Origin of the sequence: Streptomyces sp. NPDC127190 (genome assembly GCF_042672505.1) — a bacterium.
In the GTDB taxonomy this organism is placed as follows: domain Bacteria; phylum Actinomycetota; class Actinomycetes; order Streptomycetales; family Streptomycetaceae; genus Streptomyces.
In genome coordinates, this window is record NZ_JBHXVE010000038.1 from 1 (window position 1) to 23,389 (window position 23,389).

General features: G+C 70.5%; 14 protein-coding genes and 5 pseudogenes. 15 read left to right on the forward strand and 4 right to left on the reverse strand.

What is annotated here, in order from left to right; all coding sequences use genetic code 11:
• Nucleotides 1–144: 144 nt before the first annotated feature.
• The gene (locus ACFVIU_RS35720; RefSeq protein ID WP_385847724.1) at nt 145–1,059 is read left to right on the forward strand and encodes a transposase family protein; all 915 of its coding nucleotides are present in this window, start codon (nt 145–147) and stop codon (nt 1,057–1,059) included.
• Nucleotides 1,060–1,593: 534 nt separating this feature from the next.
• Nucleotides 1,594–2,286, forward strand: a complete 693-nt coding sequence (locus tag ACFVIU_RS35725; protein ID WP_385847725.1) for a response regulator — start codon at nt 1,594–1,596, stop codon at nt 2,284–2,286.
• A gap of 81 nt (nt 2,287–2,367) precedes the next feature.
• On the opposite strand, the pseudogene ACFVIU_RS35730 reads toward ACFVIU_RS35725, so the two are convergent.
• Nucleotides 2,368–3,050: pseudogene (locus ACFVIU_RS35730) on the reverse strand (CBS domain-containing protein).
• Between the two features lie 589 nt (nt 3,051–3,639).
• Here ACFVIU_RS35730 and ACFVIU_RS35735 point away from each other — a divergent pair.
• Genes ACFVIU_RS35735 through ACFVIU_RS35750 form a run of 4 tightly spaced genes read left to right on the forward strand, consistent with a single transcriptional unit; the run spans nt 3,640 to nt 8,320 of the window.
• Nucleotides 3,640–5,130, forward strand: a complete 1,491-nt coding sequence (locus tag ACFVIU_RS35735; RefSeq protein WP_385847726.1) for an APC family permease — start codon at nt 3,640–3,642, stop codon at nt 5,128–5,130.
• 28 nt (nt 5,131–5,158) lie between these two features.
• Nucleotides 5,159–6,373: an arginine deiminase gene (locus tag ACFVIU_RS35740; RefSeq protein WP_385847727.1), complete on the forward strand. Its 1,215-nt coding sequence runs from the start codon at nt 5,159–5,161 to the stop codon at nt 6,371–6,373.
• A gap of 18 nt (nt 6,374–6,391) precedes the next feature.
• Complete coding sequence (argF, locus tag ACFVIU_RS35745; protein WP_385847728.1) at nt 6,392–7,393, forward strand: ornithine carbamoyltransferase; 1,002 nt, start codon at nt 6,392–6,394, stop codon at nt 7,391–7,393.
• 3 nt (nt 7,394–7,396) lie between these two features.
• Complete coding sequence (locus ACFVIU_RS35750; protein WP_385847729.1) at nt 7,397–8,320, forward strand: carbamate kinase; 924 nt, start codon at nt 7,397–7,399, stop codon at nt 8,318–8,320.
• On the opposite strand, the pseudogene ACFVIU_RS35755 reads toward ACFVIU_RS35750, so the two are convergent.
• Nucleotides 8,307–9,207 (reverse strand): annotated as a pseudogene (locus tag ACFVIU_RS35755) (SulP family inorganic anion transporter); the annotation flags it as partial. The gene ACFVIU_RS35750 and the pseudogene ACFVIU_RS35755 overlap by 14 nt on opposite strands.
• 636 nt (nt 9,208–9,843) lie before the next feature.
• Between ACFVIU_RS35755 and ACFVIU_RS35760 the strand changes: the two are divergent.
• The 3 genes and pseudogenes from ACFVIU_RS35760 to ACFVIU_RS35770 all read left to right on the forward strand — a co-directional run bounded on the left by ACFVIU_RS35760 (nt 9,844) and on the right by ACFVIU_RS35770 (nt 12,691).
• Nucleotides 9,844–10,749 (forward strand): universal stress protein, encoded by a 906-nt coding sequence (locus ACFVIU_RS35760; RefSeq protein ID WP_385847730.1) that lies wholly within the window; start codon nt 9,844–9,846, stop codon nt 10,747–10,749.
• Nucleotides 10,750–10,788: 39 nt separating this feature from the next.
• A pseudogene (locus ACFVIU_RS35765) lies at nt 10,789–11,810 on the forward strand (zinc-dependent alcohol dehydrogenase).
• A gap of 5 nt (nt 11,811–11,815) precedes the next feature.
• Nucleotides 11,816–12,691, forward strand: a complete 876-nt coding sequence (locus tag ACFVIU_RS35770; RefSeq protein ID WP_385847731.1) for a universal stress protein — start codon at nt 11,816–11,818, stop codon at nt 12,689–12,691.
• A gap of 17 nt (nt 12,692–12,708) precedes the next feature.
• Here the strand turns inward: ACFVIU_RS35770 and ppk2 are convergent, their stop codons facing one another.
• A complete protein-coding gene (ppk2, locus tag ACFVIU_RS35775) occupies nt 12,709–13,512 on the reverse strand; it encodes a polyphosphate kinase 2 (protein WP_385847732.1) in 804 nt (267 codons plus the stop codon).
• A 74-nt stretch (nt 13,513–13,586) separates the two neighbouring features.
• Here ppk2 and gap point away from each other — a divergent pair, with 74 nt between their 5' ends.
• The gene (gene gap, locus ACFVIU_RS35780) at nt 13,587–14,597 is read left to right on the forward strand and encodes a type I glyceraldehyde-3-phosphate dehydrogenase (RefSeq protein WP_385847733.1); all 1,011 of its coding nucleotides are present in this window, start codon (nt 13,587–13,589) and stop codon (nt 14,595–14,597) included.
• Between the two features lie 36 nt (nt 14,598–14,633).
• Here gap and ACFVIU_RS35785 read toward each other — a convergent pair whose 3' ends face one another.
• On the reverse strand, nt 14,634–16,949 hold the full coding sequence (locus ACFVIU_RS35785; protein WP_385847734.1) for a PAS domain S-box protein: 2,316 nt from the start codon (nt 16,947–16,949) through the stop codon (nt 14,634–14,636).
• A 300-nt stretch (nt 16,950–17,249) separates the two neighbouring features.
• On the opposite strand from ACFVIU_RS35785, the gene ACFVIU_RS35790 reads away from it, so the two are divergent.
• The 5 genes and pseudogenes from ACFVIU_RS35790 (at nt 17,250) to ACFVIU_RS35810 (ending at nt 23,188) form a co-directional block, all read left to right on the forward strand.
• Nucleotides 17,250–19,943, forward strand: a complete 2,694-nt coding sequence (locus ACFVIU_RS35790; protein ID WP_385847735.1) for a GNAT family N-acetyltransferase — start codon at nt 17,250–17,252, stop codon at nt 19,941–19,943.
• A gap of 23 nt (nt 19,944–19,966) precedes the next feature.
• Nucleotides 19,967–20,698 (forward strand): annotated as a pseudogene (locus tag ACFVIU_RS35795) (CBS domain-containing protein).
• 16 nt (nt 20,699–20,714) lie between these two features.
• Nucleotides 20,715–21,212, forward strand: coding sequence for a flavodoxin domain-containing protein (locus ACFVIU_RS35800; RefSeq protein ID WP_385847736.1), 498 nt, complete (start codon nt 20,715–20,717; stop codon nt 21,210–21,212).
• Between the two features lie 750 nt (nt 21,213–21,962).
• Nucleotides 21,963–22,860 (forward strand): annotated as a pseudogene (locus ACFVIU_RS35805) (universal stress protein).
• Nucleotides 22,861–22,876: 16 nt separating this feature from the next.
• A complete protein-coding gene (locus ACFVIU_RS35810) occupies nt 22,877–23,188 on the forward strand; it encodes a PEP/pyruvate-binding domain-containing protein (protein ID WP_385847737.1) in 312 nt (103 codons plus the stop codon).
• Nucleotides 23,189–23,389 lie beyond the last annotated feature (201 nt).

Genomic DNA, 23,389 nt, shown 5'->3' on the forward strand with positions numbered 1-23,389 from the left:
CCGCTACGAGCGCAAGCCGGAACACTTCCTCGCCTTCACAGCCATCGCCGCGACCCTCATATGCCACCGCCGACTAGCCAAGTGAAATGACGTCTAACGAGTTGGTGCGTGATAGCGGGCGGGCATGCTCGTGTGGTGAGGGGCATGGTCGATCGGGCGGTGTTGGCGCATCCGTTGTTCACGGGCGTCTCGATGGCTCATCTTGCGTCGCTCGTTGAGGAGTTGGCCCGGCCGTGGGCAGCCGCGGTGGAGGGGCGGCGTTTCCAGCAACGAGGCGGTGTGCGAAGACGTGCGCAGGGTGCCGGTGCCCGCTATCGGCTGGTGTTTGTGGACCGGCTGTTGGCCACGCTGATTCATCTGCGACACGATCTGCCGCACGCTGTGCTGGCAGTGCTGTTCGGTGTCGATCGCTCGACCGTCACCCGGGCCGTCGGTGAGATGCGTCGGCTGCTGGCCGAGCGGGGCTTTGCTGTTCCCGACAGGCCTGGCATGCGGCTTCGAACGCTGGAGGACGTGTTCGCCTACGCCCAGGCCGAGGGTGTCGAGCTGAGGTTGGACGCCACCGAGGTGCAGGTCCGACGGCCGGCCGCCGGGCGGGGCGGCAGACGGGCATTCGTGTCGGGCAAGAGGAAGCAGAACACAATGAAGGCAACCGTTATCGCAGACAGCCGGGGCCGCACTCTATGGGCCGATGGCCTGCGGCCGGGACGGATGCACGATGCGACCGCGGCTCGCACCGCGGGCATCACCAGCTGCTTCCAGCACTTCGACCTGGTCGAAGTGTTACTCGACGACGGCTACCTGGGCCTGAGCCGTGACCATCCCGGCCAGGCACTCACCCCGCCCAGAAAGCCACGCCCCGGAGCACTGCCCGGCAGAGTCGAACAGTGGGAACGCGATCGGCACGGCCACTCATCCGACCGCATCACCGTCGAGCACGCCCTGGCCGATCACAAACGCTGGAAGCAACTGATCCGCTGGACCCACCGACGTGATCGCCTGCCCGACACCTACCGAGCCATCGCCAGCCTCGTCTCCGACCGCACCGTCATGACCTGAAAACGACCGCGAGTAGGGCGAACACGCCTCACCCGCTATCACGCACCAACTCGTAAGCCGGTCCGTCAGCTCGTGTCCGGTGGCCTCCTGGACATGCACGACTACGGGGGTGTTCCCTACGACCAGCTCGGCCCCGGCGGACCAGGGCCGCTCGGCGTGATGTGCCACCGCCCTGGTGACCTGGGTGCTGGTGTCCTTGGAGTCATGTGCTCGGCTCCTTCTGATCGTTTCGCAGCGGCTCCAGGCTTCTGCGGGCACCGGGTCCTGGCCCAGGGCTGTCAGGCCCCAGTGGCGGGGCCGTGGGACCTTCACTCCTAAGGTGGCGAGTTCACCGGGCGAATGTCTGGTTCACAACAGTTGGCCGTTTCATCCCTGGTGGTTGTGATGTCTCACGGCCGAGGGACACGATGTGCGGAGAACAGGGCCGACCGGCCCTGGCCCTTCGGCCCCGTGCAGGAAAAGATCTCGACACTGAGGGCCGATTCCGTCCACGAGCGGACATCGGTACGCAACGCGGAACCAGGGAGCAGTGTGATGGCGGACAGCGAGCAGCCCGGCGCCGGCAACCCGATCCGGGTCTTCCTGATGGACGACCACGAGGTGGTACGGCGCGGAGTGCGCGACCTGCTGAACGACGAGCCGGACATCGAGGTGATCGGCGAGGCCGGCACGGCGGAGCAGGCACTGGTGCGGGTACCCGCGTTGCGCCCGCAGGTGGCGGTGCTGGACGCCCGTCTCCCCGACGGCGACGGCGTGACGGTGTGCCGGGAACTCCGCTCACGCATGCCCGAGCTCGCCTGCCTCATGCTGACCTCGTTCGACGACGAGGAGGCACTGCTCGACTCGATCATGGCGGGCGCGTCCGGTTACGTCCTGAAGCAGATCCAGGGCTCGGACCTGGTGTCCGCCGTACGCACCGTGGCCGCCGGCAAGTCCCTGCTGGACGCCAGTGCCACCACCAAGCTGATGGCCCGGCTGCGCGGCGGCCAGCAGGAGGAGCAGCAGCCCGACGGACTGCAGGGCCTGACCGAGCGGGAACGGGAGATCCTGGCCCTGATCGGTGAGGGACTGACCAACCGCCAGATCGGCCAGCGGCTTTACCTGGCCGAGAAGACGGTGAAGAACCACATCTCTCGTCTGCTGGCCAAACTCGGCGTCGAGCGCCGTATCCAGGCTGCCGTCATCGCCACCCGGGTCCAGGACCGTCAGCGGCAGGAAGGGCACTGAAGTCCCGGAGTCGACGCGGGGTGGTGGAGGGCCAGGGCGGCCTCGTGAGGCTCCCGCTGTTGTTCTGCAAGGAGCTGCCGGTCAGGCCGGAGACAGGGTTTCGCCGCCGTTCGCAGGAGCGGCGGTCGACCTCTTGGGGCTTTGCGAGCGCGTCAGACCGAACTCCACGTCGACTGCACCCTCGATGGCCCGGACCAGGCGCGCGGCCACCGGGACCAGGGATGTGTCCCGGGCATGGCCGATGAGCTTCACGACACCGTTCCGCACCTCCACCCGCGCAGCTGACACCGGCTCAGGGAAGAGTTTCGCCACGACCTCCCGCCGCACCTCCTCGGCGATCTCCTCATCCGTCCGCAGGGACACCTTCAGCAGGTCTGCGCGGCTGACGAGGCCCTGACGGGTAGGCGCTCGACCTTGGCGTGCGCTATGGCACGTGCGGCCTGGGCGAGTGTCGCGTCCGCGCGGACGGTGAGGGTGGGGGAGGTCATCAGGTCCTGGGCGGTGAGGCCACCGGCCTCGGCCAGGTCGTCGAGACGGCACAGCTGGGTCGCCCGGTCGGGGTCGCTGTCGCGGAACCGCGCCTTGGGCAGCAGGTCGGCCTCGGAGACGACGCCGACCACGCGGCCGTCGCCCTCGAGGACGTGCAGGGCGCTGACCTTCCAATCCCGCATGAGCCGCACGATCTCCTCGAAGGCGGCTTGCGGGCCGACGGCGGCGACCGTGTGGGACATGTCGTCACTGACGATGTGCGGGGTGCTGGACACTGGGACTCCTTCGTCAGGCCGGGCCGCTCATACGGCGCTTCCGGCGCCGTACGGTGCGTAGAGGTCCAGCACCGGCTCCGGGTAGTACAGGTCGCCGCTGTGGCGCCCAGGTGCCACACGTGCGGCGCGAACAGCTCGGACAGACCAGATGGCAGTGAAGACGGCCGCCGCCCCCGTGTCAGTGAGGGCGGCGGCCGTGGCGCGAGGACCGTGCCTCCCCAACACGAGACTCGCGCGGAAGCCCTCGCGGCTCATGGGGTGTGCGAGCCCCATCTCGAACGAGCCGTAAGGACATGGCACCGTCGGCCGGTTGGCATCGCATTGCGAGCCGGCCCTGGCTCCTGCCCTCGATTGTCGAGCTCGACATGGTGCTGACCACGGGGCTGGGCGGGCCATGCCGTGGACCGAACGGCCTATGTCCTGTGACCAGGAGCACCGGGATGCGGACGAGTTGGGCTGTCCAGGCCCACGGCAGCGGGACCATCGGGGTCGCGCAGGGGCCGTGTGGCCGCTGACCGTGTGCGGTTGAGGGACAGAAAGATCAGTCGCGGATCGACTCACCCACAGCGGTTCTTAAGGAGCCTCAGCCATGCCCAGAACCCCAGGAGGCGGAAAGGGGACAGCGCCCACAGCGGCGCTCGGCCTCCCCGCCGCCTCCGCTCTCGTCATCGGCAGCATCATCGGTACCGGAGTCTTCGCGCTGCCCTCCGCACTTGCCCCGTACGGTCCCATCTCCCTCGTCGCTTTCATCGCCGTCACCCTCGGCGCGCTCGCGCTGGCACTGACCTTCGGGGCGCTGTCCAAGCGCGTTCCGGCGAGCGGTGGTCCGTACGTCTACGCCCGCGAGGCCTTCGGCGAGTTCACCGGGTTCCTCAACGCCTGGTCGTACTGGATCACGGCCTGGGCCGGAAACGCGGCCATTGTCGTGGCATGGGTCGGCTACCTCGAGGTGTTCGTCAACACGGGCCATCGCAAGTGGATTTCGGTGCTTCTCGCGCTGGTCGGGCTGTGGATTCCCGCCGCGGTCAACCTCACCGGCATCCGGAGCACGGGCGCCTTCCAGATGATCACGACCGTGCTGAAGTTCGTCCCGCTGATCTTCATGGCCACCGTCGGGCTGCTGTTCATCGACGCGCGCAACTTCGGCCCGTTCAACGCCAGCGGCCAGTCGGCGCTGGGCGCGATCTCGGCTGCCGGCGCCATCGCGCTGTTCAGCTACCTGGGCCTGGAAGCGGCCTCCGTCGTCGCCGGCCGGGTCCGCGACCCGGAGCGCAACGTCCCCCGCGCCACCGTCTACGGCACACTCATCTGCGCCGTCATCTACATCCTGGGCACCCTCGCCGTCTTCGGCACCGTCGCACACGGCAAGCTGGGCGCATCCACCGCTCCCTTCACCGACGCGGCGAACAACATCTTCGGCGGCAGCTGGGCCGGAGACATCGTCGCCGTCGCCGCGATCATCTCCGGCATCGGCGCCCTGAACGGCTGGACCACGCTGTGCGCGGAGATGCCGTACGCGGCCGCTCGCGACGGACTGTTCCCGCAGCCCTTCGCCCGGCTGCGCGGTGAGAGCGGCGTCCCGGCCTTCGGTATCGTCGCCTCGACGGTGCTGGCCTCACTGATCACCGTGTTCAGCTACACGCGCTTCGACGACGTCTTCACCAAGATCGTGCTGCTCAGCGTGCTGACGGCCGTGATCCCCTACCTGTTCTCCGCCGCCGCCCAGCTGTACTGGCTGCTGGTCCGCGGCCGGGACAGCCTCAGCCCCCGCAGGCTCGCCCGTGACATCACCGTCGCCGCGCTCGCCCTCGCGTTCTCGTACTGGTCGATCCAGGGAAGCGGCTACCAGACCGTGTACTACGGCCTGTTCGTTGTGCTGCTCGGTGTCCCCGTCTACGTCTGGCTGAAGCGGGGGCAGGACACCTTCGGCGAGGCCACGGTGCCGAGGACCGCGGCGACCGTGGACCGGTCGGAACGCGCACCCGAGACGCCCCCGCCGGCCCAGCGGCTCTCCCGAGGGCTCCGGACCAGCCGCGTCAGCGGTGCCCGGAAGCGCAACGACTTCCGCCACCACGACTGACCGCCCCCAGCACAGAGGAACCTCCCCGATGAACACCTTCCACGTCGACTCCGAGACCGGCCGTCTGCGCCAGGTGATCCTGCACCGCCCCGGCCTCGAACTCTCCCGCCTCACCCCGCGCAACGTCGACGCCCTGCTCTTCGACGACATCCTGTGGGCCAAGAAGGCCCGCGAGGAGCACGACGCCTTCGCCCAGGTTCTGCGCGACCACGGTGCCCGCGTCCACTACTTCGCCGACCTGCTCGCCCAGACCCTTGACGTCCCCGAGGCGCGTGACTGGCTCCTGGACCGGGTCGTCACTCCCGGCACGGTGGGCCCGGCCCTCATCGACCCGGTGCGCGAACTGTGCGCCGAACTCGACGGGGAGACGCTCGCCGGCTATCTGATCGGCGGGCTCCTCAAGAGCGATCTGCCGCTCGCCACCCCGCACAGCCTGGTGTGGAACACGCTCGGCCCCGACGACTTCGCCCTCGCCCCCCTGCCCAACCACCTCTTCCCGCGGGACAACTCCTGCTGGGTGTACGACCAGGTGTCGGTCAACCCGATGGCCAAGCCGGCCCGGCGACGCGAGAGCCTGCATGCCGAGGCCATCTACCGGTTCCACCCGATGTTCGCCGACGTCGCGCCCGCCCCCTTCCTCGACGGACCCGTCGGCACCCTCGAAGGCGGGGACGTGCACGTCCTCGGCAACGGCGCCGTCATGGTCGGGATGGGGGAGCGCACCACGGCTCAGGCCGTGGAGAACCTGGCCGCCCGGCTCTTCGCGACCGGCACGGCGAGCACGCTGATCGCCGTCCAACTGCCCGCGGCCCGCGCGTACATGCACCTGGACACCGTGCTGACCATGGTCGACCGCGACGCCTTCGTCATCTACCCCGGCCTCGCCGACTCCCTGCGCTCCTGGACGCTGCGGCCCAGCTCCGAGCGCGAGACCGGGTTCGACGTCACCGCGAACTCCGATCTCGCGACCGCGCTCGCCGAGGGCCTCGACCTGGACAAGGTGCGGATGCTCTCGGCTCCCCAGGACATCCGCAACGCCGAGCGTGAGCAGTGGGACGACGGTAGCAACTTCCTCGCCCTCGCACCCGGCGTCGTCGTCGGCTACGAGCGCAACGTCACCACCAACACCTACCTGCGCAAGCAGGGCATCGAGATCGTCACGATCGCAGGCGCCGAACTCGGCCGCGGCCGCGGCGGCCCCCGCTGCATGAGCTGCCCCATCGAGCGCGATCCGGTCGCCTGACCCGGTGAGGACACCCTCATGACCGTCGACCTGCGAGGCCGCTCCTACCTGAGCGAACTCGACTTCACCGCCACCGAGATCCACCACCTCCTCGATCTCGCCCACGACCTCAAGGCGGCCAAGCGCGCCGGCACCGAACAGCCACGGCTGACCGGCAAGCACATCGCCCTGATCTTCGAGAAGACCTCGACCCGCACCCGCTGCGCCTTCGAGGTCGCCGCCGCCGACCAGGGCTCCCGCACCACCTACCTCGGCCCCGGCGACACCCACGTCGGCCACAAGGAGTCGATCGCCGACACCGCCCGCGTCCTCGGCCGCATGTTCGACGGCATCGAGTACCGGGGCTCAGAGCAGTCGATCGTCGCCGAACTCGCCGCCCACGCCGGCGTCCCCGTGTACAACGGGCTGACCGACACGGCCCACCCCACCCAGAGCCTGTGCGACATGCTCACCATGCGGGAGCACAGCACCAAGCCGCTCACGGACGTCAGCTACTGCTACCTGGGCGACGCCCGCAACAACATGGGAAAATCGCTGCTGTCGATGGGCGCGCTGCTCGGCATGGACGTGCGCATCGCCGCGCCCCAGGCGCTGTGGCCGGAAGCCGCGCTGGTCGCCACGTGCCGTGAAGAGGCCCGCCGAAGCGGGGCGCGTATCACGCTGACCGAGGACGTCGAGACCGCCGTGCAGGGTGCCGACTTCCTGCACACGGACGTCTGGGTCTCCATGGGCGAACCGGCCGACACCTGGCGGGAACGGATCGAGCTGCTGCTCCCGTACCACGTCAACGACAAGACGCTCGCCCTCACCGGCAACCCGGACGTGAAGTTCATGCATTGCCTCCCCTCCCTGCACGACCACCGCACCCGGCTCGGTCAGGAGCTGTTCGAGGCCTACGGCCTGGTCGGGCTCGAGGTCACCGACGAGGTCTTCTCCTCACCCGCCTCGATCGTCTTCGACCAGGCGGAGAACCGCTTGCACACCATCAAGGCCGTACTCGTCGCCACTCTGGAGGACTGAACCATGCGTATCGTCGTCGCCCTCGGCGGCAACGCCCTGCTGCACCGCGGGGAACGGCCCGATGCCGCCGTCCAGCAGGCCAACGTCGACCGTGTCGCCTCCGCCTTGGCCCAACTCGCCCACGAGCACGAACTGGTCATCACCCACGGCAACGGCCCGCAGATCGGGCTGCTCGCCATGGAGAGCGAGGCCGACCCCGCACTCAGCGCCCCCTACCCGTTGGACCTGCTCGGTGCCCAGACCGAGGGCATGATCGGCTCCCTGCTCACCCGTGCCCTGCACGACGCTCTGCCCGCACACCGGATCGCCGCCCTCGTCACGCACACCCTCGTGCGGACCGACGATCCCGCCTTCGAACGGCCCACGAAGTTCGTCGGCCAGGTGTACTCCCGCCAGCTGGCCGAGAAGCTGGCCCGCAAGCGGGGCTGGCACATTGCCGGGGACACCACCGGCTGGCGGCGCGTCGTTCCCTCACCCGCACCCGAACGCATCCTGGAGACCGACACCATCCACGAGCTCCTGAACAGCGGGACCCTGGTGATCTGTGCCGGTGGGGGCGGGGTCCCCGTCACCGCCGACCGCGACACCGGCGCACTGTCCGGGGTGGAGGCCGTCATCGACAAGGACCTCACCGCAGCCCTGCTCGCCGAGGACCTCAAGGCCGACTTCCTGCTCATCCTCACCGACGTCCCCTACGTCTACGAGGGCTACGGCACCGGCGACCAGCATCCGCTGCTCGACGCCACCCCCCGGGACCTGCGGCGCGGTGGCTTCCCGGCCGGCTCGATGGGCCCCAAGACCGAGGCGGCTGCCCGATTCGTCGAGCACACCGGCGGTCTGGCCGCGATCGGTGCCCTGGACGCGGCCTACGAGATCGTCCACGGCAGGTCGGGCACGCTGATCCGGCCGGACCTCACGGTCGGGTGACAGAAGGGGCGGCCGGTCCGCCTCCGTGTCGCGTGTCCAGGACCGGTTCCTGTCGCTCGCCATTCCACTCGCGGTAGGCGGCCACCGCGGTGGCAGCGTGGGGAAGATGAGATCCGTACCCACGGAGTCCGCCAGGCCGCACGCCTTCAAGTCGTCCAGCAGGTTCTGCTTGACCCGGGCCAGGGCGAACACAACGCCGCGGCGGCCGAGTTCACGGCGCAGCTCGTCGACCGCGTCGAGCGCCGTGATGTCGACCTCGGCGTTCGGCTCGGCGTTCAGCACGAACCAGCGTACGGGCACGCTCTGTTGGTCGACGGCGGCCAGGGCCCCGTGCCGGAAGTCCCCCGCACGGGCGAGGAACAGCGAGAGTCGTAGCGGTAGACCAGCAGGCCCGGGATCGTGCGGGCTTGCGGATCGTCATCGATGTCGTGCAGGCCCGCCAACCCGGGCACCAGCCCTTCGACCGCGTCGTGGGGTCGCGCCACCCGCGTCAGCGCTGCGGCCACCACCAGGCCGACCGCCACGATCACCCCGTACAGGATGTCCGGAGCGAGTACGCCGGCCATGCAGCCGAGGGCGAGCAGGAGTTCGCGGTGCGGTAGGAGGCCACTCGCGGAATCGGGTCGGGTCGATCATGCGGACGGCCGCGTACACGACGAGCCCCCCAGCACCGCCGAAGGGGTCCGGCTCAGCAGGGGGCTCACGAACAGCAGGACGGCGAGGACCGCCGCTCCGGACACCAGCGAACAGCCCTGGCTGCGGGCGCCCGTCCGGGTGGCGAGCGCGGTTTGGCTGGCGCTGCTGCCGACCGGAAATCCGTGCAGGGCGCCCGCACCGAGGTCGGCCGCGTTCAGGGCCAGGAACTCCTGGTTGGCGTCCGGTCCGGGTTCGTGATTCGGCACGAGATACGCCGCCACCGTCACGCCGGGCAGCAGGTCGCCTCTCAGCCACGAGCGCCCGGTAACCGAGCCGGGCGTCGAGGCCGGGTACCAGCCGACACCACCACGAAGACCGTCTGTTCGCGTCCCCAGCCATATGCCGCCCTCCGTGCCTGGGCCCGGTATCCATGGCTGGGCGATCGTCCGTGACACTCGCCCGGTGTTCGACCTGCCCTGTCCGCCACCTCCAGCCAACGGGCGGCGCACGCAGGGACCTTCAGCCCAACGGATGGAGACCTACGGCATCCGGCGTGACGTCAGGCATCGGACGAGAGTGAGAGACGTCAAGGAGAAGACGATTCACACATCCCCGAAGGGATCACCATCATGGCCGTGCACGAGCACCCTCACCGGGGCGCCACCTGGGGCCCGGGCCGGCTGCGGGCGCTGCTGCCGATCGTGCGCGACCACGCCTTGCTGCGCTGACCCGCACGTGGCGGGACGGATCTTGCTCCTGGCGCGTCCCGCCGACCCGGGTGCGGAGCCCGTGGTCCTCGCTGAAGGACCAGTGGCCCCTGCCCCGTCAGTCCCCCGAACACGACGCTGGAATCGGGCTCCTCGGTCCCGATTCAGGAGGTGGAGAACATGCCCCGCACCATCATGGTGGGTCTCGACGGCTCGCCCGAGAGCCGCGCCGCCGCGGAATGGGCGGCCCGCGAGGCGAAACTGCGCGGACTGCCGGTGAAGCTCCTCCAAGTATGGGAGCCCGTCCCGCAGCCCATGGCCCAGGCCCCGCTCCTCGGTGCCGAGACGCACCAGCACTGGACCGGGAGAATCCCCCGCGAGTGCGCCGAGGGTCTGCGACTGCGCCACCCCGGAGTCGAGGTGAGTACCGAGCAGCTCACCGGACGCCCCGCCGAAGCCCTGGTCGACGCGGCGAAGGACGCCGACATGCTCGTCCTCGGCTCACGCCGCCTGGGCGGCGTCGGCGGCTTCCTGGTCGGCTCGGTCGGTCTCGCGGTCGTGGCGCACTCCGAGCGGCCCGTCGTCCTGGTCCACGCCGGCGAGCAGGCCGCGGACGAGCACGAGAGGGACCCCGCGGGCATCCCGTCCGCGGCCACGGCGTTCCGTCCCGTCGTCCTCGGGCTCGACGTCGCCGGCCCCGACGAGGCGCTGATCGGCTTCGCCTTCGATGCCGCGGCGCGACGCTCGGTGCCGCTGCGGGTCGTGCACGTCTGGAACCCGCCGCCCTACTACGCCTATGGCATGGCCCTGGAGCCCGCGGTCGAGCGGGAGATGGCGAAGGGCGACGCCACTATCCTGAGCGAGGTGCTGCGCCCCTGGCGGCAGAAGTACCCCGACGTCGAGGTCGTCGAGCAGTCGCAGTACGGCAGCCCCTCGCTCCTCCTGATCGACGCCTCCCACGACGCCTCCCTGGTCGTCGTCGGCCGCCGCATCCGCCACTCCTCCGTAGGCGCCCACATCGGCACCGTCACCCACGCCGTCCTGCACCACTCCACCGCCCCCGTCGCCGTCGTCGCCCACGACTGATAGACCACCCATGCACCCCGCCAGAGGAGTGAACAGATCATGAAGGCAGCGGTCGTACGAGCCTTCGGTGAGCCCCTGGTCATCGAGGAACGACCCGACCCCGAACCCGGCCCCGGTCAGGTCCGCATCCGCGTGGAGGCCTCCGGGCTGTGCCACACCGACATCCACGCGGCCCACGGCGACTGGCCCGTCAAGCCCACCCCACCCTTCGTCCCCGGCCACGAAGGCGTCGGCCTCGTTGAGAAGCTCGGCGAGGGTGTCACCCACCTGTCCGTCGGGCAACGGGTCGCCGTGCCGTGGCTCGGCAGGGCGTGCGGGCGGTGCGAGCACTGCCTGTCCGGCTGGGAGACGTTGTGCGAGCAGCAGATCAACACCGGGTACGGCTGTGACGGCGGTTACGCCGAGAAGACGCTGGCCTGGGCCGACTTCGCCCAGCCCGTGCCCGACGGCGTCACCCCGTTCGACGCCGCCCCACTGACCTGCGCCGGCGTCACCACGTACAAGGCCCTCAAGGTCGCCGACGTCCGCCCACCCAACTCGTCGCGATCTCCGGCGTCGGCGGCCTCGGCCACCTCGCCCTGCAGTACGCCAAGATCGCCGGAGCCACCGTCGCGGCCATCGACGTCACCGACGACAAGCTCGAACTGGCCGCGCAACTGGGCGCCGACCTCGTCATCGACGCCCGCAAGCAGGACGTCGGCAAGGAACTGAAGAAGCACGGCGGCGCCCACGCCGCGATCGCCCTTGCGGTGAACCCGGCCGCGTTCGAGGCGGTCAACTCCGGTCTGCGGCGAGGCGGAAAGCTCGTCATGGTGGCCCTGCCCGCACACGGCACGATTCAAGTTCCGATCTTCGACACCGTCCTCAACGGCACCTCGGTGATCGGCTCGATCGTGGGCACGCGGCAGGACCTCGCCGAGGTCTTCCAGCTCCACGCCGCCGACCGGACCGAGGTCATCTACGAGACCCGCCCGCTGGCCTCCGTCAACGAGTCCATCGACGCCGTGCTGCGCGGTGACATCAAGGCTCGGATCGTCTTCGACCTGGACGCTGGAAGGTGAGCACGATGGAACTGCCCCTGGTCGTCGGCGTCGACGGCTCCGAGCCGAGCCTGCGCGCCGTCGACTGGGCGGCCGACGAAGCCGTCCTGCGCGATCTGCCGCTGCGGCTGGTGTACGCCTCGCTCTGGGAACGCTACGAAGGCACCTCACTTGCGGACGGTCTCGGCCAGCCCCCCGAACAGGTGATGGCCGAGGACATCGTCGAGACCGCCGCACGCCGAGTCCGTACCCGCCGACCCGACGTGAAGGTCACCCTCGACGTGCTGCCCGAGGAACCCGAGTACGCGCTGGTACGGGAAAGCCGCACCGCCGCTGCCATGGTTCTGGGCTCACGGGGCCGCAGCAGCCTGGCCGAGGCGCTCCTCGGCTCCGTCAGCGTGACGGTGGCCGGCCACGCGCACTGCCCCGTGATCGTGCTGCGCGGCAGCCACGACAACCGGGCCGTACCCGGCAGACACGGCCGCATCGTCGTGGGCGTGGGCGAGGAGCCGGTGGACGCGGCTGCGATGCACTTCGCCGCCGAGGAGGCACGGCGCCGAGGCGTGCCGCTGGAGGCCGTCCGGGCCTGGCGCTGCCCCGCACACGAGACGGCCGACCACCCCCTGCCGACGGGTGAACCGGCCCGACTGCACGAGGAACGAGCCGCAGCGATGCTGGAAGTGGCGCTGCGGGACGTCCCGGCTGATGTGGAGGTGCGTCGGCGTACCGTCGAGGGGCACGCCCGCCAGGTGCTGCTCGGTGCCTCGGCCGACGCCGACCTGCTCGTGGTCGGGGCCCGGCGCCGCGAGGGCCACCATGGCCTCCAGCAACTCGGCCGTGTCGCCCACGCGGTGCTGCACCGTGCCGTCTGCCCCGTCGCCGTCGTCCCCCAGCGGGGATGAGCGAGGTGACCGGCTGTTCAGAGGCGCGCCGCGTGATCGGGCACGTAGGTCCGCAGATCACGCGGCGGGTGCTCGTAGCCGGTCGACGGCGGCCGACGCGGAAGCTCCAGCACCGGCGGCGACACCTCTTGATACGGGATCGAGCCCAGCAGGTGGGCGATCATGTTCAGCCGGGCCCGGCGCTTGTCGTCGCTCTCGACGGTGTACCAGGGCGCCTCGGTGATGTCGGTGTGGACCAGCATCTCGTCCTTGGCCCGTGAGTAGGCCTCCCAGCGGGTGATCGACTCCAGGTCCATCGGCGACAGCTTCCAACGGCGCAGCGGATCCTCCAGGCGCCGCCGGAACCGCTCCTGCTGCTCGGTGTCGCTCACCGAGAACCAGTACTTGCGCAGCAGGATCCCGTCCTCCACCAGCATCCGCTCGAAGATCGGGCACTGCCGCAGGAAGAGCTGGTACTCCTCCTTCGTACAGAAGCCCATCACCTGCTCGACCCCGGCCCGGTTGTACCAGGACCGGTCGAACATCACGATCTCCCCGGCCGTCGGCAGGTGCTCCACATACCGCTGGAAGTACCACTGCGTGCGCTCACGCTCGGTCGGCTTCGGCAGCGCCGCGATCCGCGCCACCCGAGGGTTCAGGTGTTCGGCGACCCGCTTGATCGTGCCGCCCTTGCCGGCCGCGTCCCGCCCCTCGAAGATCACGACCAGCCGAGCACCCTCCGCCCGCACCCACTCCTGCAGCTTCACCAACTCGGTCTGCAGACGCAGAAGTTCCTTCTCATACATCTCGCGCGGCAGCTTCGCCGCCTTCTTAACGGCCATGCCGCCTCCACCCGACGACTCGCTGAGTCACTTCCGACCACGGTAGGCCCCCGACTGTAGAGGAGCTCCTCACCATGACCGTACGTGTCGGCATCAACGGCTTCGGCCGCATCGGCCGCACCTATCTCCGCGCGGCCCTGGACCGCGCGGAGGCGGGCACCCAGGACGTCCACGTCGTCGCGATCAACGACATCGCCCCGCCCGGCACCCTCGCGCACCTCCTGGAGTACGACTCGACGTTCGGGCACATCGGACGCGATGTCCTCCACGACGACAGCTCGATCACCGTCGACGGCCGGCGTATCGCCGTCACCGCCGAGCGCGACCCGGCGGCCCTGCACTGGTCCGACTACGGAGCCGACATCGTCATCGAGTCCACCGGCCGCTTCCGCGACCGCGACGCCGCGGCCCTGCACCTGAAGGCCGGCGCCCACACCGTCCTCCTGTCGGCGCCAGGCAAGGGCGTGGACGCCACCCTCGTGATGGGCGTCAACGACGACACCTACGACCGGCACCGTGACCGGATCATCTCGGCCGCCTCCTGCACCACCAACTGCCTCGCGCCGATGGCCAAGGTGCTCGACGAGAACTTCGGCATCGACCGCGGCCTGCTGACCACCGTCCACGGCTACACCAACGACCAGTCCCTGCTCGACGGCCCGCACAAGGACCTGCGCCGAGCCCGCTCGGCGGCACTGAGCATCATCCCGACCAGCACCGGTGCCGCTCGCGCCGTCGGCCTCGTACTGCCGGAGCTGGCCGGTGCGCTGGACGGGATCGCCGTCCGGGTGCCCGTGGAGGACGGCTCGCTCACCGACCTCACGGTGGTGCTGAACCGCGAGGCCACGGCCGACGAGATCAACGCGGCCTTCGCCGCGGCGGCGGAGGGCCCGCTGAACGGCATCCTGCGCGTCTCGACGGCGCCCATCGTGTCCCGCGACGTCATCGGCGACCCCGCCTCCTGCATCTTCGATGCCGCGCTCACCCAGGCGGGCGGCCCCCTCACGAAGGTCTTCGGCTGGTACGACAACGAATGGGGCTACACCAACCGGCTGCTGGACCTGACGCAGCTGGTCTCCGAGTGACGGCAAACGGAGCCCGCACACACAGATACGGCGGCTCTACAGCTTGAGGCTGAACCAGGTCGTCTTCCCGTGGTCCATCGGCCGTACGCCCCAGTCGTCGGCGAGGGCACGAACGAGCAGCAGGCCGCGCCCGGACTCCTCGTCCTCCGCCGCGAGGCGCGGTTGCGGCAGGTGGGGGCTGCGGTCGCTGATCTCCACGGTGAGATCGGTGTCCGTGCGGCACACGTGCACCCCGATGGGGCCCTGGGCGTGCTGCACGGCGTTGGTGAGGACTTCCGAAAGCAGCAGCAGCGCGTCATCCGCCGTGTCCGCGCAGTCCCATGTGCTCAGTGCCTTGCCGAGGAACTCGCGGCCCGCCGGCACGGACTCGGGCGCGGCGGGCAGGTCGGTGGTGGCCGTGGCCAGTGGAGCTGCGGGCAGCTGGGTCAGCAGCAGCGTGACGTCGTCGTGGCCGTCCGCGTCGGGCAGCAGCGTGGACAGGACGTGGTCGGCGGCGGTCTCCAGGTCGGGCACCGTGGTCGGCAGCTCGTCCAGGGTGGCGACGAGCTGGGTGAGCTTGTCCTCGATGTCCGTGCCGGGGGTCTCTATCAGGCCGTCGGTGTAGAGCACGAGGGTGGCGCCGGGCTCGATGGTGCGGCAGCACTGTTCGTAGATCACGCCACCGACGCCGAGGGGTGCGTTCACGGGTGCCGGGAGTGGCCGGGTGCGTGCACCGGGGGCGGAGACGAGAACCGGCAAGTGGCCCGCGGAACACACGGTCACCTCCCCGGCGTCGGCGGCGATGACCAGATAACAGCAGGTGACCAGCTGGTCGGGGACATCGAGATCGGCGACGACGGTGTCCATCGCCTGCATCAGTTGCCGTGGCTGGAGCCCGGTCTTGGCCAACGCGTGTGCCGCAGAGCGAAGCTGTCCCATGACGGCCGCGGCCTCGAGGCCCCGGCCCATCACATCGCCGATCAGCACGCCCACTCGGCCGGCGCCCAGTGGGATCAGGTCGAACCAGTCACCGCCGACACCGGCTCCCTGGGTCGCGGGGCGATAGCGGCTGGCGGTGGCGAGGCCGGGGATGGCGGGCGGCGTGCCCATCAGGCTGCGCTGCAGGGTCAGGGCGATGTGCCGCTGCTGCTCGTACAGTTCCGTCAACTCGGCCTCGGCGCGCTTGCGGTCGCTGATGTCCCGCACGATCGCGCACGCCCCGACGACCGCGCCGTCCGCGGCCCGGGTCGGCCACAGGGTGACGTCGACGTCCAGCAGCTTCCCGGAGCGGGTGAGCCTCAACGTCTCGAAGTGTTCGACCTTCTCGCCCCGGCGCAGCCGCTCCAGGAGCGCGGTGATCTCGTGGTTCCTCGCGGAGGGCGCCAGCATGGACACGTGCCGGCCCAGGACCTCGTCCGCCGTGAACCCGTACAGCCGCTGCGCGGCGGCGTTCCAGTAGGTGATGTGGCCGTCCAGGGTCTTCGCGAGGATGGCGTCCTGCGATGACTCGACCAGCGCGGCGAGCTCGTTGATGCGCTCCTCGGCGGCTTTGCGTTCGCTGACGTCGCGTACGGCGGCGGAGACGAGGAGGCCGTCGGTGGTCTCCAGGGGGCTGAGGCTGATTTCGACGGGGAACTCGGTGCCGTCCTTGCGGAGTCCGTAGAGGTCGAGTCCGGCGCCCATGGGGCGGACCTGCTGGTTGTGGGCGTAGCCGTTGCGGTGGGCGGTGTGGTGGGTGCGGAAGCGTTGGGGGACGAGGAGTTCGACGGGGTGGCCGAGGAGTTCTTCGCGCTGGTAGCCGAAGAGGGCTTCGGTCTGGGCGTTGACGAGGCGGATGGTGCCGGTGTCGTCGACGATGACCATGGCGTCCGGCGCCGCTTCCAGCAGCCCCCTGAACCTCTCCTCGGCGGCTTTGCGTTCGCTGACGTCGCGTACGGCGGCGGAGACGAGGAGGCCGTCGGTGGTCTCCAGGGGGCTGAGGCTGATTTCGACGGGGAACTCGGTGCCGTCCTTGCGGAGTCCGTAGAGGTCGAGTCCGGCGCCCATGGGGCGGACCTGCTGGTTGTGGGCGTAGCCGTTGCGGTGGGCGGTGTGGTGGGTGCGGAAGCGTTGGGGGACGAGGAGTTCGACGGGGTGGCCGAGGAGTTCTTCGCGCTGGTAGCCGAAGAGGGCTTCGGTCTGGGCGTTGACGAGGCGGATGGTGCCGGTGTCGTCGACGATGACCATGGCGTCCGGCGCCGCTTCCAGCAGCCCCCTGAACCTCTCCTCGGCGGCGCCCGGAACGCCACCGGGGGCCCGGGCGCCGCACCGGCACGTGCCGGGTTCCCTCGCGCAGGCGGGATCAGATGGTGCTGTTTCGATCAAGTCGTTCATTCTCGTCCTCGGCCCCCCAGGCTCACGTTGAGACAGGTCATCCCAACGCAAACCGCGCAGTTCTGCCATGACAAGTCATGTAGTGGCCTCCCGTGCCCGAAGTTGTACGCACACATGACCGTGGTGACCGTTCCTTGGCGGCGTTCGTCCGGTCACATCCCTGCCAAACCGGTGATCCACGGACACGCACCCCGGGGAAGAAGGGCCGACCGGCCCTCGAAGGACCTCCGCACAGCCCATGGGATCCCGTCGTGGTCCGTCTGATGCTCGAACCACCGAGAGCCTTGGAGGAGATCCCCGATGTCGGACGCCGTGCTCAACCGCCCCCCGGTTCACGCCCTGCTCATGGATGGCAGCACCGTGTGCATCCGGCCTGTGACCCCGGCCGACCACGACCAGGTGCAGGGGCTCTACGAGGCGATGTCCCCGGAGAACCTCCGCCTCCGGTTCTTCTCGATGAGCCCCCGGTCCGCCGCTCTGGCCGCCGACCGGGCCTGCGCCCCGGCGCACCCCGGCCACCGGGCCCTGCTGGCCGAGACGCACGGTCGAGTGATCGGACTCGCCGCGTACGACACGGCGGGCGGGAAGGACGAAGCCGAGATCTCCATCGCCGTCTGCGACGGTCTGCACCATCGCGGAGTGGGCACCCTGCTCGTCGAGCACCTGGTCTCCGCCGCCCGGGCCGACGGCATCACCACCTTCACCGCCGACGCGCTCAGCGAGAACCGCGAGATACTCCGGCTCTTCGCTGACCTCGGCCTGCGCACCGCCCGCCACTTCGAGGGGCCCGAGGTGCGCTGCACCATCCGGCTCGACGCGGACGACGCCTATCTGTCGGCTGTGGAGGCCCGGGGGCGGGCCGCCGACGTGGCCAGCCTCGAGCCGCTGCTGTGCCCGAACGTGGTCGCTGTTGTCGGCGCCGGACGCAAACCCGGCTCGGTCGGCCGGGGGATCCTGCACCACCTGAAGGAGGGCGGTTACACCCGCCGCCTGTTCGCCGTGAACCCGAGTGCCAACCACATCCTCGGCGTGCCGTCGTACCCGTCCGTGAGCGCGCTGCCGAAGACCCCCGACCTGGTGGTCGTGGCCGTCCCGGCCACAGTGGTCCCGGTCACGGCCGAGGAGTGCGGCAAGGCCGGCGTCCGGGCGCTGCTCGTCGTCACCGCCGGTCTCGACGCCGGCCAGGCGCAGGCGCTGCTGGCCACCTGCCGCACCCACGGCATGCGCCTGGTGGGACCCAACTGCCTCGGCATCTCCAACACCGACCCCGACCTGCGGCTGGACGCCACCTTCGCCGCCGACCACCCCCGCCCCGGTACCGCTGGCGTGGCCGTGCAGTCCGGCGGGGTCGGCATCGCCCTGCTCGACGGGCTGTCCCGGCTCGGCATCGGCGTCTCGTCCTTCGCCTCGCTCGGTGACAAGTACGACGTCAGCGGCAACGACATGCTCCAGTGGTGGGAGAGCGACGGCCGTACCGAACTCGCCCTGCTGCACCTGGAGTCCTTCGGCAGCCCCCGCGCGTTCTCCCGCACGGCTCGCCGCGTTACCCGCCGTATGCCGGTACTGACCGTCGACGCGGGCCGTACCGAGGCGGGTCGCCGGGCCGCCGCCTCCCACACCGCGGCCGCCGCCACCCGCACCATGACCCGGCAGGCACTGTTCACGCAGGCCGGCATCACCGCCACCCGCTCGGTCGGTGAACTCCTGGAAACCGCTGCCCTGATGCACTCCCAGCCGCTCCCCGCGGGAACCCGGGTCGCGATCGTCACCAACGCGGGCGGTGCGGGCGTCCTCGCTGCCGACGCCTGCACAGAGGCGGGACTGGCCCTGCCGCCGCTGGCCGCTGACGTCGTCGACGACCTGCTCGCCGTGCTCCCGCAGGGTGCGGCGGCCGGCAACCCCGTGGACGCCACCGCGGTGGTCACGGAGGAGCAGCTCGCGGACTGCCTGGACCGGCTGGCGCTCCACCCGGGCATCGACGCCGTACTGGTGGCCCTCGTACCCACGGCGGTCGCCGCCGCGACCGGTGACGACCTCGTCCGGGCACTCACCGACGCCCCCGCGCACCGGGCCAAGCCGGTCGTCGCCGTATGCCTCGAACAGGGCCTGCCGGTCCAGCTGCTGCCCGCCGCCGACGCGGGCACCATCCCCTCGTACGCCGAACCTCAGGCGGCGGCACGTGCGCTGGCGCACGCCGCACGCCGCGCGGCCTGGCTCGCCCGGCCCGTGGGCACGGTCCCGGAACTCGACGGCATCGACACCACCCGTGCCCGGGAGATCACTGACACCTTCCTAGCCGCGCATCCGGACGGGGGCTGGCTCGACCCGCGCATCTGTGCCGACATGCTGGCCTGCTACGGCATCCCGCAGATCCCGTGGGCGTGGGCGGAGACCGAGGACGATGCCGTCCTCGCGGCCCGGCGGCTGCGCGGTCCGGACGGCCGGGTGGTGATGAAGGCCCACTGGCCGGGACTGGTCCACAAGAGCGAGCAGCGGGCCGTGCGTCTCGACCTCCAGGGCGATGCCCAAGTCCGGGCCGCCTTCCGGGACTTCGAGACCCGGTTCGCGGGGCTGCTCACCGGTGTGGTCGTACAGCCGCTCGCCGCGCGCGGCACCGAACTGTTCGCGGGCGTCGTCCAGGACGAGGTCTTCGGCCCGCTCGTGCTGTTCGGGCTCGGGGGTACCGCGACCGAGGTCCTCGGCGACCACGCCGCCCGACTCGCCCCGCTCACCGACCACGATGTGCACGACCTGATCACCGCGCCGCGCTGCGCGCCGCTGCTGTTCGGAGCGCGCGGCAGCGGGCCGGCCGACCTCGAAGGGCTGGAGCAGCTGCTCCTGCGCCTGTCCCGGATGGCGGCCGACCGGCCGCAGCTCGCCGAGGTCGACTTCAACCCCGTGCTGGCGACCACGGCCGATATCTCCGTGCTCGACGCGCGGGTGCGGCTGGTGCCGCGTGGGCCGCAGGACCCTTATCTGCGCCGACTCCGTTGAGTCTCCACCGAGGAGGACCAGTGATGAAGCACAACAAGGTCGGCTCCGTGATGGCCACGGACGTCGTCCGCGCCTCGTACGGCACCCCCTTCAAGGAAGTGGCGCGACTGCTCGCCCACCACAGGATCAGCTGACTGGCCGTCGTGGGCGAGGACGAGAATGTCATCGGCGTCATCTCCGAGACTGACTTGATGGCCCGTCAGGCCGGAATACCCGATCCGTACGAGCCGAAGCGCCGCTTCCGGGCGATGGCGTTGACACGCGGCGGAAGGCGAAGGGCCGCGAAGGCGGCGGCCCGCACCGCCGGCCAGCTGATGACCGAACCGCCCGTCACCGTGCGCGCCGAGGACACCATCGTCGAGGCCGCGCGGACCATGGCCCAGCGGCGGGTGGAGAGGCTGCCGGTCGTGGACGAGGAGGACCGGCTCGTCGGCATCGTCACCCGCCGGGACCTGCTCCGGGTCTTCCTGCGGCCGGACTCGGAGATCCGCGACGAGGTGGTCGAGGAAGTCCTTGTCCGCGCGCTGTGGCTGCCGCCGCAGAGCGTCGACGTCTCCGTGGTGGAGGGTGTGGTCACGCTCGCCGGCCACATGGAGCGCAAGAGTGAGACACAGATCGCCGTCTCCATGGCCAAGCAGATCGACGGCGTCGTCGCGGTGGTCGACAACCTCACCTACCGCCTGGACGACAGCCACGCCCAGCCTGTCCAACAGGCCCTGCACGGCGTTGCCGATGACTGGCTGCGCAAACTGTGAGGGGAGGCGGACCGCCATGACCGGCAGGGTCCTGGTCGCGTACGGGACGACGAACGGATCGACCGCGCAGATCGCCGAGGCGGTCGCCCAGGTGCTGGGCAAGGAGGGGCTGACGGTGGAGGCACGGCCAGCACCATCGGTGGCGAACATCGAGATGTACGACGCTGTGGTGGTCGGGGGCGCACTGTACGCCGGCCGCTGGCACAAGGACGCGCGCCGCTTCGTCCGCCGCCACCACCGCGCCCTGGCCGAACGCCCCCTGTGGTTCTTCAGCAGCGGGCCGCTGGACACTTCGGCCGCGGAGCGGAACATCCCGCCCGTGCCCGGCGTACGGCGCGCCATGGACCGGCTCGGCGTCAGGGAGCACGTCACCTTCGGCGGCTGCCTGAAGCAGGGCACGCGGGGCAGAGTCGCACGGATGATCCTCCGCAACGGCAAGGGCGGTGACTTCCGCGACTTCCCCGCGATCGAGGCCTGGGCGGAGCGGCTCGCAGAGGAAGTGACGGCTGCTTAGGCCGTCACTTCCTCGCCTCGGCCCGCCCACGTTTCACGGCACGATGGCGACCGGACATCGGGCTTCGCGCGACAAGGCCTGCACGAAGCCCGGGTCCCCCGCAGCGCGTCGGCCAGCAGTTGCACTTCATGGTCTTCCCCGGTGGCACGGTCCTTCTCGGGAACACCGAAGGGCAACCCGGCGGCACAGGAGGAAAGGTTTCAGGCATGTACGGCGTGCAGCGTGCAGCCGTACACCCCGGGCCTGGGCGGCGTCGAAAGCGAAGCCGATGGCCCGCTCCGCCGGGTGACCGGCGTCGATCCCGAGGGTGACCTGTGTGTCCGGGTGCGCCGCAGCTGTGACGGGGACGAGGGCGGCCGGGCCCGTTGCCAGGCCGGTGGGGTCGTCCCCCGCCGCGGACAGGTCGAGCACGAGCATCGCCGTGGTACTCAGATCGGTCGGCGGTGAGCCGTACCGCACCTCGAGCGGCAGGTCGTGCAGAGACGCCTCGCGCGCCGCCAGTCCACGGCCGTATGACCACGGCCTGACCCGTTGGCGCAGGCAATGACGACGTGGCCCACGGCGACCGCCTCTCTGGCACCCGGGTGACCCGCTCTCACGCCTCCTACCGTGCCGATCGCCCCAGGACCGGCGCAGGGGCCGAACGGACCTGCGTAAGCCCTTGCGGCCCATATCCGACCGGGTCTCCCCAGCAAGACGCTGGCAGTACCAAGCAGGCCAAGTGCAGGCCAAGTGCAGGAGGTGCGCACCATGCTGTCGCCCGTCATCGCCGGAGTGGACGGATCGACCGAGAGCCTCGCGGCCGCCGAGTGGGCCGCCCGCGAGGCCGTGCGTCGTGACCGACCGCTGCGACTGGTGCACGCCTGGAGCTGGCACCCGCGAGGACACGACGGCGCGCCGGCCAACGCCGCGCAGCGACATCTGGCGCGCCGGGTCCTGCGGCAGGCGGCGGAGCGCGTCCGCAGCGCCGTACCCGGCGTGCGCCTCACCGACGAGCAGGTCGAGGGCCCGGCGACCGCTGCCTTGCTGAAGGCCGCCGAACAGGCCGAGTTGCTGGTCCTGGGCTCGCGCGGCCTGAGCGGCTTCACCGGTCTCCTCGTCGGTTCCGTCGCCCAAGGGGTGGTCGCGAAGGCCACCCGTCCGGTGGTCCTCGTACGGGCAGGGGAGGAGGCCGAGGACGAGCACGTCCCGGCGGACGACGGCAGCCCGTCCACCCGGACCGGATACCTCGGTGCTCGGCATCGACCTAGCCGATGCCTGCGACGAGGTGATCGAGTTCGCGTTCGAGGAAGCCCAGTTGCGGCAGGCCCGCCTGCGGGTCGTGTACGCCTGGCAGCCGCCATCTGCCATCAGCCTCGGCCCCGGAGACATCGCTCTGGTCAACGATCCCGAGCGGGCCGAGGAGTGGCAGGGATTCCTGTCCGCTGTCCTGAAGGTGTGGCGGGACAAGTACCCCGAGACCGAGGTCCTGGAGACCGTTGTGGAGGGCAAGGCCTCCACCGCGCTGGTCCGGGCCGCCTCCGCGGCGGGCCTCCTTGTCGTCGGCTGCCGCCTGGCCGAGCGGCCTACGGTTCCGCGTATCGGCCCCGTCACCCATGCCGCCGTCCACCACGTCGGCTGCCCGCTGGCCGTCGTGCCCCACGAGTGAGAGACCGGAGAGCGCGATGAGCACACCGACGACGTACGTGTACGCGTTCGCCGAAGGCAGCCGGGAGTTGGCCGGCCTGCTCGGCGGCAAGGGCGCCGGCCTGGCCGAGATGACCCGGCTCGGACTGCCCGTGCCGCCGGGCTTCACCGTCACCACCGAAGCCTGCAAGGTCTACCTCGCCACGGGGCAGGAGCCACCCGAACTCGGTATCGAGGAGGCCCGCGCCCTGGCCGACCTGGAACGGACCATGGGACGCACCCTCGGTGCGCCCGACGAGCCGCTCCTGGACTCCGTACGCTCCGGCGCCCGCTCTCGATGCCCGGCATGATGGAGACCATCCTCGACATCGGCCTCAACGACGAGTCCGTCGCCGGTCTCGCGAAGGCCTCCGGACAGGAGCGGTTCGCCTGGGACTCCTACCGGCGCCTCGTGCAGATGTTCGGCCGCACGGTGATGGGCGTCGACGGCGACCTGTTCGAGCAGGCCATCGCCGCGCACAAGGCTCAGCGCGGGATGCGTGACGACCACG

Excerpts from the sequence above, each read along its gene's own strand:
- ACFVIU_RS35720 (WP_385847724.1), top strand. The coding sequence starts at position 145 with ATGGTCGATCGGGCGGTGTTGGCGCATCCGTTGTTCACGGGCGTCTCG.
- ACFVIU_RS35725 (WP_385847725.1), top strand. The coding sequence starts at position 1,594 with ATGGCGGACAGCGAGCAGCCCGGCGCCGGCAACCCGATCCGGGTCTTC.
- ACFVIU_RS35735 (WP_385847726.1), top strand. The coding sequence starts at position 3,640 with ATGCCCAGAACCCCAGGAGGCGGAAAGGGGACAGCGCCCACAGCGGCG.
- ACFVIU_RS35740 (WP_385847727.1), top strand. The coding sequence starts at position 5,159 with ATGAACACCTTCCACGTCGACTCCGAGACCGGCCGTCTGCGCCAGGTG.
- argF (WP_385847728.1), top strand. The coding sequence starts at position 6,392 with ATGACCGTCGACCTGCGAGGCCGCTCCTACCTGAGCGAACTCGACTTC.
- ACFVIU_RS35750 (WP_385847729.1), top strand. The coding sequence starts at position 7,397 with ATGCGTATCGTCGTCGCCCTCGGCGGCAACGCCCTGCTGCACCGCGGG.
- ACFVIU_RS35760 (WP_385847730.1), top strand. The coding sequence starts at position 9,844 with ATGCCCCGCACCATCATGGTGGGTCTCGACGGCTCGCCCGAGAGCCGC.
- ACFVIU_RS35770 (WP_385847731.1), top strand. The coding sequence starts at position 11,816 with ATGGAACTGCCCCTGGTCGTCGGCGTCGACGGCTCCGAGCCGAGCCTG.
- ppk2 (WP_385847732.1), bottom strand. The coding sequence starts at position 13,512 with ATGGCCGTTAAGAAGGCGGCGAAGCTGCCGCGCGAGATGTATGAGAAG.
- gap (WP_385847733.1), top strand. The coding sequence starts at position 13,587 with ATGACCGTACGTGTCGGCATCAACGGCTTCGGCCGCATCGGCCGCACC.
- ACFVIU_RS35785 (WP_385847734.1), bottom strand. The coding sequence starts at position 16,949 with ATGAACGACTTGATCGAAACAGCACCATCTGATCCCGCCTGCGCGAGG.
- ACFVIU_RS35790 (WP_385847735.1), top strand. The coding sequence starts at position 17,250 with ATGTCGGACGCCGTGCTCAACCGCCCCCCGGTTCACGCCCTGCTCATG.
- ACFVIU_RS35800 (WP_385847736.1), top strand. The coding sequence starts at position 20,715 with ATGACCGGCAGGGTCCTGGTCGCGTACGGGACGACGAACGGATCGACC.
- ACFVIU_RS35810 (WP_385847737.1), top strand. The coding sequence starts at position 22,877 with ATGAGCACACCGACGACGTACGTGTACGCGTTCGCCGAAGGCAGCCGG.